This window comes from Bradyrhizobium sp. LeoB3, assembly GCF_055456055.1.
Genome location: NZ_JBVBEF010000090.1, coordinates 16,988 through 29,360, shown reverse-complemented (window position 1 = coordinate 29,360; position 12,373 = coordinate 16,988). Strand labels below are relative to the sequence as shown.

Annotated in this window: 8 protein-coding genes; 1 reads left to right on the top strand and 7 read right to left on the bottom strand. The window is 62.0% G+C overall.

All coding sequences use genetic code 11. The annotated features are described in order from the left end of the window. On the bottom strand, positions 1–185 hold a 185-nt coding region (locus ACZXDY_RS36015; protein ID WP_464348795.1), incomplete at its 3' end, for a hypothetical protein. A gap of 103 nt (positions 186–288) precedes the next feature. On the opposite strand from ACZXDY_RS36015, the gene ACZXDY_RS36010 reads away from it, so the two are divergent. Further along, positions 289–546, top strand: coding sequence for a hypothetical protein (locus ACZXDY_RS36010; RefSeq protein WP_130225070.1), 258 nt, complete (start codon positions 289–291; stop codon positions 544–546). Between the two features lie 81 nt (positions 547–627). Here ACZXDY_RS36010 and ACZXDY_RS36005 read toward each other — a convergent pair whose 3' ends face one another. From ACZXDY_RS36005 to ACZXDY_RS35980, 6 genes are all read right to left on the bottom strand, one after another. Then, complete coding sequence (locus ACZXDY_RS36005) at positions 628–1,860, bottom strand: efflux RND transporter periplasmic adaptor subunit (protein WP_464348794.1); 1,233 nt, start codon at positions 1,858–1,860, stop codon at positions 628–630. Positions 1,861–1,896: 36 nt separating this feature from the next. Next, the gene (locus ACZXDY_RS36000; RefSeq protein ID WP_464348793.1) at positions 1,897–5,112 is read right to left on the bottom strand and encodes an efflux RND transporter permease subunit; all 3,216 of its coding nucleotides are present in this window, start codon (positions 5,110–5,112) and stop codon (positions 1,897–1,899) included. A gap of 1,048 nt (positions 5,113–6,160) precedes the next feature. Continuing rightward, a complete protein-coding gene (locus ACZXDY_RS35995) occupies positions 6,161–7,015 on the bottom strand; it encodes an alpha/beta fold hydrolase (RefSeq protein WP_464348792.1) in 855 nt (284 codons plus the stop codon). 27 nt (positions 7,016–7,042) lie between these two features. Then, positions 7,043–7,768 (bottom strand): hypothetical protein, encoded by a 726-nt coding sequence (locus tag ACZXDY_RS35990; RefSeq protein ID WP_464348791.1) that lies wholly within the window; start codon positions 7,766–7,768, stop codon positions 7,043–7,045. A gap of 21 nt (positions 7,769–7,789) precedes the next feature. Continuing rightward, positions 7,790–9,124: an MFS transporter gene (locus ACZXDY_RS35985; RefSeq protein WP_464348790.1), complete on the bottom strand. Its 1,335-nt coding sequence runs from the start codon at positions 9,122–9,124 to the stop codon at positions 7,790–7,792. Positions 9,125–9,130: 6 nt separating this feature from the next. Continuing rightward, positions 9,131–12,370, bottom strand: coding sequence for an efflux RND transporter permease subunit (locus ACZXDY_RS35980; RefSeq protein ID WP_464348789.1), 3,240 nt, complete (start codon positions 12,368–12,370; stop codon positions 9,131–9,133). Positions 12,371–12,373: the final 3 nt, after the last annotated feature.

The window sequence follows — 12,373 nt, the reverse complement described above, 5'->3', positions numbered from 1 at the left end:
ATGCCCGCGAGTGGGCGAATTCGCACCGACCGAGATACTGACCCTGCAAATCCAAACTTGTCGGAAACCGCGGCGAGGCAAGGATGCTTCTGCACACCGCATTCGACCCCAAGACCCGGCGCGTCTTCATCGCGCATATCGCGCACAACACCGTCGAAGTGATCGATCACGCTGAGGGTAAACACGAAGCGACCCTGCGGGGATTCCAGTAGAAAAATATATCCCTCCGCTGGAACCTTTGTCGGCTGCCTCTATTTGCTCGCTGTCCAATGCTAGGAGGTAGATAGTATGACGAAAATTCTTTTTGCGACGGTCGCCATTCTCGCATTTGGGGCACCTTCATTTGCGCAGCAGGATAAAACCACCGGACAAGCGCCCCCATCAGGCACTTCCGCGTTCTACGTAGCTCAAGATCCCGCGACGATGAAATGTAAAGTTGTCACTGCCCAGCCCGCCCCTGGTGAAATGAAGGTTATCGGTACGGCTCATCCGACACAGGCGGAAGCGCAAACAGCTTTGGCAGCTGAGAGAACTTGCGCCAAGTAATGAAGCGAAGGCGCGAGTACGGGGATGGCGCATTGGTTCGACAAAACTACTGACCCGAGGCCCCAGGCCTCGGCGTCGATGTTAGGTGTTCTCGCGAACCATCGCCGACCGAACCACCGTTCCAAGCGGCGGAATGCCCTTGGTGGTCGCCAAGACCGGTGTCGCCTCCGACAGGCCCGCCGTAATCTCAATGCGACCGTTATCGATGAGACCGGTCCTGACGGCGAGGCGCGTGACCCGATCGGTAGTGATGGCGTAGACGAAGTTGCCGCGATCATCCGAACCTACGGCAGCGGTGGGTAGGGTAAGCGCATCGGGCCGTCGGTTCATTTCCAGTGAGACCTCCGCATACGTGCCCGGATAAAGCCGTTCGTCGGGATTGGGCAGGTCGATCTCGGTCCGCATGTCGCGGGTTTCGGGATCGAGGCGCAGCGAGAAGCGGGTTACCTTGCCGATGAATGGCTTACCGTCGAAACCAGACGGCTTGACAACCGCCGGATCGCCGACGTGAAGGTGAGACACGTCGTTCTCCGGAACGTCGCAAAACACCCTGATCGTGTCGATCCGCTGCAGTGTGAAAAGTGATCCTGCGGACGGCGTCGTCCGCGTTGCCGCGGCGGCCTGGACCAGATCGCCCCGGTTCACCTGGCGCCGCGCGACCACGCCATCGAAAGGCGCCACGACCTGCGTATAGGCAAGCAGCGTCTTGATCCTCTCCACGGTGGCGGCGGCGACGTCGACCTGGTGGGCCGCGAGATCGCTGTTCGCCTCCGCAACGCCGAGGTCCGCCTTGGCGATGGCCGCATTGGCGTGCACCTGATCGAGTGTCCGGTCGCTGATGAAGTTCCGTCCCTGACCCAGCTGCTCCCGGTCCTTCGCCAGGGCGTCCTGAAGCGCCAGCTCTGCCTTGTTGTGATCCAGCTGACGGCGCGCGCTCTCCAGCGCACTTCGTTTGGCTTCCAGCTCGGCCTTGGCTTCGGCAAGCTCCTGCTTCATTTCCGGAACGTCGATGACCGCGAGCACTTGACCTGCCTTCACGTGATCGCCGATGTCGACCCGAACCTCTGACAGGTACCCTGCGACTTTGGCGAAGAGATCCGCTTCCTCAAAAGCTTCGAGGGTCGCATTGGTTTGAAGACGTTGAGCCACCGTGACTCGGCGTGGCCGCACAACCTCGACCCGCGGAGGGTCATCGATCTTTGTTTGCTTCACTGGTGATGGCGATGCCGCCAAGTGTTGCCGTTCAACAGCGATGGTTCCTGCTGCGAGGCCGACTAACAAGACCTTGATGACGGTTCGGCTTTTGAAATTCATAGTACGTCACCTCTAGGATCCATTCTGGTCGTTCGCTTATTCCGCCGCCAGCTCGCGGGACTTCGCTGTTCGGTCGCCAGCATACCGCACAGCCCCGAGCTGCGACTCCGGCTCAAAATGGCGGCAATGCGGGTCGTCAGGATCCAGCGACGCGGAAATCGGCGTATGTCGCGACTGGAGTATGGCTATGATCGCGGGCAATATGATGAGGGTAACGCAGGTTGCGCCGAGCAGACCGCCGATCACCGCCCGCCCAAGGGGTGCGCTTTGCTCTCCGGTTTCGCCTAGTCCGAGTGCCATCGGCAACATTCCCGCCAGCATCGCGAAACTCGTCATCAAGATCGGACGCAGGCGGCTTCGTGCGCCTTCGATGGCTGCCTCCCACGGCTCGCGGCCTTCAGCGCGGCTGCGCTCTGCGAAGGTTACAAGCAGGATGGCGTTTGCCACGGCGACACCGATCGCCATGATCGTGCCCATGAACGATTGAATGTTGAGCGTGGTCTGGGTCAACCAAAGCATGACTACAACTCCCGCCACTACGCCGGGAATCGTCAATCCCACTGCCAGGGAAAGCCGGAACGACTGGAAGTTGGCGGCCAGCACCAGAAGGATGACGCCCACCGCTGTCAAAAGTCCCAGACGGAGGCCGCCGAACATCTCCGCCATCGGCTGGATCGCCCCGCGCAACGTCACACTCACCCCATTTGGCGGCTTTCCTACATCGCTGATCGCCTGCTGCACATGGCTTGCTACACGTCCTAGATCCTCGCCGTTGATATTCGCGCTAAGCGTCAGCATCCGTTGCATGTTGTAGCGGTCATATTCGCCGAGCGCTGTGCTATCCGTAACGTGAGCAAGATTGCGAAGGTCGATCTGTTGGCCCGACCGGCGAGCGATTGGCAGGTTCTTCACCTCTTCCAGCGAATTCATCCGGCGCTCGGGGATCTCGACTTGCACCTGATATCCAATACCGCTCTTTGGATCGGCCCAATAATTGGCCGAGGTGTAGCGACTGGATGAGGTACCCGCGACGATCGATTTCGCCACGTCGTCCGTCGTTACTCCCAGAACGCCCGCTCGCTCGCGGTCGACGGCGACAGCAACCGTCGGGTAATCAAGTTCCTGCTCGAATTCCAGATCTCGCAGCGTCGGCACCTGTCCCAGCCTCGCTCGCAGCTTATCGGCATATTGGCGGCTGTTGGCGAAGCTCGGCCCGCTCACAGCGACTTCGATCGGGGTTGGCGCGCCGAAGCTCATCACCCGGCTGACGATGTCGCTTGGCTCGAACGAGAAGCGTACACCGGCCAGTTCCTGCGGCAACTTCTTGCGCAGCCGCTCCTTCAAATCCTCGATGCGGATTCCGGCGCCACGCTTTAGTTGCACCTGCAGCACGGCTTCCTCGGACCCGGAACTCCAGAGATAGATGGTATTGATCGGGTAGTTGGGCGGCTGCGTTCCGACAAAGCCAAGACTAATGTCCACATTGTCGGGCCCCACCTCGCGCTTGATGATATCGAGTGTTCGCAGCGCAATCTGCTCAGTACGCTCGATCCGCGTTCCCGCCGGAGCCCTAAGATGCAATTGCATCTGGCCGGTATCCACGGTCGGAAATATCTCTGTGCCGAGCGAGCTGCCGACCACGAGAATGATGGCACCGGTCGCAACCAGGTAAGAAAGCACGGTAATGCGTCGGTGCTTCATGATCGTGCGCGTAAGCCGATCGTATCTGGCGCGGCATCGATCAAAAACGCTCTCTTGTGATTTGTGTTGCGTGTCCGGATTGCGCAGCATCCAGACCGATAGTACCGGCACAAAGGTGCTGGAAAGCAGATACGACCCCACCATCGCGAAGCCGACCGCCAAGGCGAGCGGCACAAAAAGATTGTGTGCTGCGCCGGTCATGAAGAAGGCTGGAATGAACACCGCCAGAATGCAGAGCATGGCCACGAAGCGAGGCAGCGTGGTTTCGGCCGTGGCCAGGCTTGCGGCGCGGGCTAGGCTATGGCCATCACCGAGACGCGTGTGAATGTTCTCGATGGTGACGGTCGCTTCGTCGACCAGGATGCCGACAGCCAATGCCAACCCACCCAGCGTCATGATGTTGATCGTCTGACGCGATACCCAAAGCGCGATTACCGACGCCAGGATTGCCAGCGGAATATTCAGGACGACAACGAGCGAACTGCGCCAGTCCCGAAGGAAAAGCAGCACCATGAGACCCGTTAGAACCGCACCAAGCGCCCCTTCTACGAATAGGCCCTGGATCGCGCGAGTCACGTATGGGGATTGATCGAACTGGTAACTTACCTGAACGTCGCTTGGCAGTACGGATTGGAATCGTGGCAAGTTGGCTTTGACGGCCTGGACGACCGCGAGGGTCGAAGCGTCCGCGCGTTTGGTGACGGGGATATAGACGGTGCGGCGCCCATTGACGAGTGCGTAGCCGGTCTGAATGTCGGCGCCGTCTTCGACCGTTCCGACATCGCGTATGAACACGGTCTGTGTTCCGTGCGAGCGGATGGGAATGTTGCTCAGCCCCTTGAAATCTCCGACAACAGAGTTGAGGGGCACCATCGGCATGAGATCGCCGATGCGGACATTGCCAGATGGACTGATCGTGTTGCCGGCGGCCAATGCCTGCACCACCTCGTCCGGCGACATGTTGTAGGATCGGAGCTTGTCGGGATCCAAATGAACCAGGATGGTCCGCTGGCTCGATCCGAACGGCGGCGGTGCCGACACGCCTGGCAAGGTCGCAAACAATGGGCGGACCTTGAAGAGCGCCGCGTCCTGTAGTTCGGCGACGGTTTTCGTCTCGCTGGTGAAGACGAGATCGCCGACCGGAACGCTGCCGCTGTCGAACCGCATCACGAATGGCGGCACAGTGCCCGCCGGCATGAACGCGCGAGCGCGATCGACGTAGGCGACCGTCTCCGCCGTAGCTTGCGCCATGTCGGTCCCAGGATGGAATTGAAGCTTGATCAGCCCTACGCCCTGGATCGATTTGCTTTCGACATGTTCGATGCCGGTAATGTAGAGAAAGTGGTACTCGTAATAGTTGACGATGAATCCTTCCATCTGGGCCGGGTCCATGCCGCCGTAGGGTTGGGCCACATAAAGAACGGGCACCCCGAGATCCGGGAAGATGTCGCGAGGCATGCGATCGAGCGCCAGAAAGCCCACCCATGCGACGGCTATAACCATCGTCAGAAGCGAGATCGGCCGTCGTAATGCGAACGACACCAGGTTCATTGTGCCGCCTCAGTCCGCGCGACATCGCCTGTGCGGTCGGGCGCTCCTTGACGGCGCCAACCAAAACCAGCGCTACGATTGGTAGAAAAAAGGCACATGCTCGGTCCAAGCCCTCAGCCCCGACGTCCAGCCATGACATCGAGCGAATGAGCAGAACTTGGACGGCGGGCCGTCTTGGGATGCCGGGGGTCTGCGGACCCCGACGCTCCATGAAGTAATTCAGCACTCGCGGTCGAAGAAGGGCGAAGGACTCGTGTGCACCGAATTGTGATTCTCTGCGAGAAGCGCACTATCGCGTTATTCGCCGCCGGAAAGTCGCTGATTCAGAAGCCTCTCGATCGCATTACTTACGCGGCTTCCAGAACGCGTCCCGCAGTTGCATCACTGATGCGAAAAGGCGGTTCCATTCCAATGAAGTCTGGAGCTGCAAGTATCTCCGCAATGGATGGTGACACTCGCTCGCCCAGCCACGTCGTCCAAATCGATATCATGTACCTGGCCGCGCCAGACTTCCCGGGCCCGTTGTCGTTGGTTGGACACGAAGACACGATGCATGCAGCCCGCCGAATTGCAGAGAGCCGCCGACCGCGCACAATGAAATTGGTCGAAGTGGAGCGAAATGAACTCCTCTCCATTCCGCCCCTTGAGATACCGTAGAAATCCTGTCCGAACGCGTGGCTCGTCCTCACCACAAGCTCTCTGCGCCGCACGGATGACCGAGCTGACTTGCGGAGGAAGTTGCTGCAGCCTATCGGCCGAAAGCAATGCCCAGTCGTTCCGACCGCCGATTGCGCTAAGCGCCGATGCTGACGAAGTGATGGCCAGCACAAATAGCGTTGTAACCGCCATGATGTTTCTCATATCGCGGCTCCCGTCTTGACCTGCCCAGACGCGACGGCGAGATGAAGTTACACCTACTGTCGGGCTTGCGCAGCGAGCCAGAGCGGCCGCAATGGAAATATTTCCGTTAGGCGCCAGTGCGGGATGCAGTTTTCCCAAGTGCGGTCCTTCCTCCGGAAGTCTGCCGGCTGTCGCTTTCACGCGCGACCTACGCTCGTGGCGTGTCGAGAAGGAACGGTAGGATCGTATCCGCGACCGCGTCAGGAAACTCTTCGTGGATAGCAAGCTTCCCCGTTGGCAGGTGCTTGATGTTCACATTGGGCAGACCTGCAAGTTGCTCCATCTCGGCGCGCGACTTGGGCGGCGTCTGGTCACCAATTATGGCGAGCATTGGCAGGTTGGCGCGCCGGACAAGATCCAGGAATGCCTCACGGCTGTCGACCCGATCGAGCGCCCCGGTGACAAAACGGACCGATCCGTGCCGCGCGCCCGAAGCGCGGGTGATAGCCAGCTTTGCCGCGAGCCGCTCATGCGTCAGCCATTTTGGATCGGTGTAGACATGTTCGCGCGCCATCTTCGACACCACAAATCGGCTGACATTGAGCCGGTAAAGCAATGGACCAATCCCGGGGACATCGACCGCCGTCCGCACGCGGGCGAACCACGGCCGCCGACCGCCCATCATGGTCGGTAATGGCCCTCGCCAGGTCGGTGCGATCAAGACCAGACGGTCGATCGTGCCCGGCTGGTGGACTGCCTGATAAAGGGCGTAGGCCGCGGCATGTCCGGCCGCAATCACCGCAGGTGGCTGGGAAACGCCTTGGCTCAGGAACCAGTTGAGGAATGCCGAGAGAGTCGCCGGCGACCAGTCGACGCGCGGTCGCGCCTGATTGCCAAAGCCGGGCCAGTCGATCGCCGCAACGCAGAACTGCGATGATAGCCGGTCAAGGAGCGAACGCATTTCTTCGCGCGTCGAGATCGAACTCAGTGCAGGCAAAAGTACAACCGGGGCTCCTGCGCCGGCTTCCTCCATGCCAAGCGTGATCGCTCCGTTCGGTGACATCCACCGTATCATGCGCTCCATGCTGGCTTATCCATTTACTCCCATCATCAGCGGCCACCCTCCGAGCCCGATAACCGTAATGGCTGCAAAGGTTTCCAGTCCCACGGCCAGACGGTTGCGGATCATCTCAGTGCGCAAAATAAGCGGCAGAAGCCACGTTCGCGCGAATACCGCCGTCAGCGGGAAGAGCGCGACCGTGAAGGTCATGCCGGCAGCAAAGAGAGTCGACAGCAGCAAGCCCCACTGAATTGTACCATGCGCCAAGGCGTAGGTCATGATGAAGGTCGTGAGGGGACAAGGAATAAGGCCAGTTGCGATCGCAAGAAGCGGTGCCGGGCGACCGCGATGGTGGTGAGGACGAAAAGCCCGCGACAAGAGCCAAAATCCGATCAGGACGATCAGGACTTGGCTTGCCTGTTCCAGCGCCAGCGCACGGCCGGCGCCGCCGATCGTGTGCTTGAGCACGGCATAGCCGGACAGGACCAGGATCACGGCGGAGCCGACATGCGTGAAGATCAGAAGCAGGCTCGAGCCGAGGGCGCCTCGCCAGCGGCCCTCCGCCGTATAGTACGAGGCCAGCACCGACTTGCCGTGGCCGGGCAGCAGGGCGTGCAACATGCCGAACGCGAACGCAGCCGCGGCCAGCGACGGCAACGCGGTGGCCCCGCCCGCCTCCAGCGCCTTCAACGCCTGAGACGCATTCGCATAGAGCGCGCGCTGCGCTTCGAAGATTGAATCGAACCCTGCGATCAATGGACCCGTCCGCTTATTTGCTCAGGCATCGTTGGGCCAGCGCCGGTGATGCTCGTCAATGACGAACACGTGAGCGTGGCGTTTCATGGGCGCGCCCTGCAGATGGGGATCGTCGGGCGCAAGGTCGGAATGATCGTGCTCGATGATCTCCGGATCGTCCGCCGGCCACATGATCCACGCCGCGACGACGCCGACAAACGTGATCGCCGCGAGCACTAGCGCGGTTGCGGACAGGCCTGTCGAATTCCCGAGCCAGCCGGCGATGGGATAGCTCAACAGCCAACAGGCATGCGACAGGGCAAACTGCGCCGCGAACACCGCAGGACGGTCGGAAGGCTGCGCCGAGCGTCTCAACAACCGTCCGGTCGGGGTCTGAACCGCGCTGTAGCCAATTCCCATCAATGTCCATGCCATGAGCAGGACCAGCCACATCTGATCGTGCCCGATACGGAGAACAGCCATCAGTCCCAGCAGCAGGACCGTCAGCAGGGCGGCGGCGGAAAGCATCACCACGCGATCCGGCAACCGGTCGAGCACCCTCGGCAACAGCAGCGCCGCGAGCATCGAGCCTCCGCCAAAATAGGCGAGCGCGATGGCGACATCGTTGTCGGGCCGCCCCAGCACCGCGCGAACCAGTACCACGGTATTGACGATGACCATGGCGCCCGCGGCGGCAACCGACAGGTTCAGTGCGAGCAGCCCGCGCAGGCGCGGCGTTGCCAAGTAAATCCGGACGCCCTTGGTGGTCTTTTCGTAGTACGACTGGCCCGCTTCAGCCTTCGCTGTGGTCGAAGGCAGCCGCACGGAGACCACCAACAGCGCGGAACATAGAAAGCCGATCACCGTGCCGGCAAACAGATTGTTGAACGAGATCACCGTCAGCAGCGCCGCCGCCAGCGTCGGGCTGAGCAGGTTCTCGAGATCATAGGCCAGGCGCGAAAGGGACAGGGCGCGCGTGTAGTCGCGCTCCTCCGGCAGCACGTCCGGAATGGTTGCCTGGAAGGTCGGGGTGAAGGCCGCGGATGCGGATTGCAGCAGGAAGATCAGCACGTAGACCTGCCAAACCTCGGTGACGAACGGCAGCGCGACCGCGACCGAAGCCCGCAGCAGGTCCATGGCGACCAGGAACGGCCGGCGAGGCACATAGCCGGCGAGGCTTCCCGCGATCGGCGCGATCCCGACATAGGCGATCATCTTGATCGCAAGCGCGGTTCCCAGCACCGCGCCCGCCTTCTCGCCGGCAATCTTGAAGGCCAAGAGTCCGAGCGCCACCGTCATCAGGCCGGCGCCGATCAGGGCGATGACCTGGGCGGCGAACAGATGGCGGTAGGTGCGGTTGGCGAGGACGGACAGCATGGCAGGCTATTCCGCTGCCCGTCTCGGCACGAAATGGTGTTCTGTCTCCGGTTGCGAGCGCCGCGGCGCGAAATAGGCATACAGCGCGGGCAGGACGAGCAGCGTCAGCAGCGTCGCCGTGAGCAGCCCCCCGATCACGACAGTAGCGAGCGGCCGTTGCACCTCCGCGCCGGTACCGGTCGCCAGCGCCATCGGCACAAAACCAAGCGACGCAACGAGAGCAGTCATGATGACCGGTCGGAACCGGGTCAATGCGCCTTCCTGAATCGCGGTCCGCGTATCCACGCCGTCGCTGATCAGCTTGCGGATCTGGCTCAGCATCACGAGCCCGTTCAAGACGGCAACACCGGACAGCGCAATGAAGCCGACTGCGGCCGAAATCGAGAACGGCATGCCGCGCAGCGACAGCGCGGCGATGCCTCCGGTCAGGGCCAACGGCACGGCGCTGAACACCAGCAGGGCGTCGCGTGCCGATCCGAGTGCTCCCAGCAGCAACAGGAAGATCAGCGCAAAACACCCCGGCACGACAAACAACAGGCGCTGGCGGGCAACTGAGAAATTCTCGAACTGGCCGCCCCAGGTCAGGTAGGTGCCCGGTGCGAGCTTCACCTGCTCGGCGACCTTGGCCTGCGCCTCGGCCACCAGCGAGCCGATATCCCGCCCGCGCACCTCGGCGGTTGCAACCACGCGCCGCTTGCCGTTTTCCCGGCTGATCTGATTGGCGCCCTCGGTCAATTCGAACGAGGCGAGCGTGCGCAACGGAATGGAGGCTGCCGGCGCATTGGGATTGGCATGCGGCAGCGGCACCGGCAGGTTTTCCAGGGCGGAGACATCGGAGCGCAACGCGTCGTTCAGGCGAACCACGATCTGGAAACGGCGATCCCCCTCGAACACGAGGCCGGCGACCCGGCCGCCGATGGCGGTTCCGATCAGGTCCTGGACGGTGGCGAGGTTGAGTCCACGGCGCGCGATCTCGGCCTTGTCGATCCTGATCTCCAGAAACGGCAGGCCGGTCGTCTCCTCGACCTTGACGTTTTGAGCACCCTCGATGCGGCGCAGGACGGTGGCAATGCTTTCGGCCATCCGCTGTATCTCGGCAAAATCGTCGCCGAAGACCTTGACGGCCAGATCCTCGCGCACGCCGGCGATCAATTCGTTGAAGCGCATCTCGATCGGCTGCGAGAAGCCGAGCTTGTTGCCCGGCAATTTGCTCGCCTCGGCTTCGATCTCCTTGATGAGATCGTCCTTGGACATCGATGGGTCCGGCCACTCGCTCTGCGGCTTGACGATGATGTAGGTGTCGGAGGCGCTTGGCGGCATCGGATCGGCGGCAAGGTCCGGCGTCCCGGTTCGCGAAAATACGAACGCGACTTGCGGGAACTTACTGACCGACTGCTCGATCAGGAGCTGCATCGCCTGCGCCTGCGCCAACGAGGTGCTGGGCACGCGCTTGACCTCCATCACGATGTTTTTTTCGTCCAGCGTCGGTGTGAATTCCTGCCCGAGCCGGGTGAACAGCGCACCCGCACCGAGGATCAAGAGTAACGCCAACCCAATCACCGGCACCGGCGCGCGGGCAGTACGGGAGAGCAGCGGCGCGTAGATGGATTTCAGTGCGCGTATGATGGCATTCTCCTGCTCGCGCACGGGCTCTGAGATGGCGATTGCGATCGCCGCCGGGACGAAGGTCAGCGACAGCACGAATGCAGCCACGAGCGCGATCATGACGGTGAGCGCCATCGGCTCAAACGTCTTGCCTTCGACGCCGGTGAAGGTGAGAAGCGGCACGTAGACCAGGATGATGATGAGCTGGCCGTAGACGGTGGGCCGGATCATCTCGGTTGCGGACGCCGTAACCGTTTCCAGCCGCTCGGGCAATGACAGGCCGCGCCCAAGCCCCCGCTGCCGTTCCGCGAGATGCCGGAGGCTGTTCTCCGCGATGATGACGGCGCCATCGACGATCAAGCCGAAATCGAGCGCGCCGAGGCTCATCAGGTTGGCGCTGAGCCGTCCCTGCAGCATGCCGGTCGCGGTCAACAGCATCGTCAGCGGAATCACGCAGGCCGTAATCAGTGCTGCACGGAAATTGCCGAGCATCAAGAACAACACCGCGATCACGAGCAGCGCGCCTTCCGCCAGGTTGGTCGCGACGGTCCCGATCGTGGCGTCGACCAGTTGGGTTCGGTTGAGCACCGTTCGGGCATGGATGCCGGGCGGCAGCGTCCGGCTGATCTCCTTGATCTTGCGGTCGGCCGCAGCGGCCACCGTGCGGCTGTTGCCGCCGATCAGCATCAGCGCAGTGCCGAGCACCACCTCGCGGCCGTCGACGCTCGCGCTGCCGGTACGCAGCTCCTTGCCGATTGCGACATCGGCGATATCGGAGACGCGGACCGGCACGCCGCCCCGGGTGGTCGCCACGATCCGGCCGATATCATCGAGATTTTCCACCCGCCCGCTGGCCCGGACGACGACACCTTCGCCGTTCTGCTCGATGAAATTGGCGCCGCGGCTGATGTTGTTCGCCTCGATGGCTTCGATTACTTGGGTGAACGACAGCCCATAGGCTGCAAGCCGGACCGGATCGGGCTGCACCTGGAACTGTTTCACGAAACCACCGATCGCATCCGCGCCAGCGACACCGGGAACGGTCCGCATCTGTGGGCGGATGATCCAATCCTGGACCGTGCGGAGATAGACCGTGCGCCGAAAATCGTCCGTCAGCCGCTCGCCTTCAGGCGTGAGGTAGCTGCCATCGCTCTGCCAGCCGGGCTTGCCGTCCTGCACCGGTGTGGTCGCGCCCGGCTTTTCATACTCCACCGCCCACCAATAGATTTCGCCGAGCCCGGTAGAGATCGGGCCCATCCGGATATCGACGCGGGGCGGAAGGTTGATCTTTGCCTCGTTGATGCGTTCGGCGACCTGCTGGCGGGCGAAATAGATGTCGGTGCGATCGGCAAACACGGCAGTGATCTGGGCGAAGCCATTGCGTGAGAACGATCGGGTTGACTCCAGGCCTGGCGTGCCGGCCAAGGCTGTTTCCAGGGCCACCGTGACCTGCTTCTCAATCTCGATTGGGGTCAGCGCCGGCGCGACCGCATTGACCTGGACCTGAACGTTGGTGACGTCGGGAACGGCGTCGATCGGCAATTTGGTCAGCGACCAGAAACCCGAAGCGGCAGCCACCAGCGTGACCAGCAGAACCAGCCAGCGCCGACGAACGGAGAAATCGACGATCCACCCGACCATCGC

Bases quoted from the DNA above. Each gene is read 5' to 3' on its own strand.
- ACZXDY_RS36010 (WP_130225070.1), top strand. From the start codon at position 289: ATGACGAAAATTCTTTTTGCGACGGTCGCCATTCTCGCATTTGGGGCA.
- ACZXDY_RS36005 (WP_464348794.1), bottom strand. From the start codon at position 1,860: ATGAATTTCAAAAGCCGAACCGTCATCAAGGTCTTGTTAGTCGGCCTC.
- ACZXDY_RS36000 (WP_464348793.1), bottom strand. From the start codon at position 5,112: ATGAACCTGGTGTCGTTCGCATTACGACGGCCGATCTCGCTTCTGACG.
- ACZXDY_RS35995 (WP_464348792.1), bottom strand. From the start codon at position 7,015: ATGTCACCGAACGGAGCGATCACGCTTGGCATGGAGGAAGCCGGCGCA.
- ACZXDY_RS35985 (WP_464348790.1), bottom strand. From the start codon at position 9,124: ATGCTGTCCGTCCTCGCCAACCGCACCTACCGCCATCTGTTCGCCGCC.
- ACZXDY_RS35980 (WP_464348789.1), bottom strand. From the start codon at position 12,370: ATGGTCGGGTGGATCGTCGATTTCTCCGTTCGTCGGCGCTGGCTGGTT.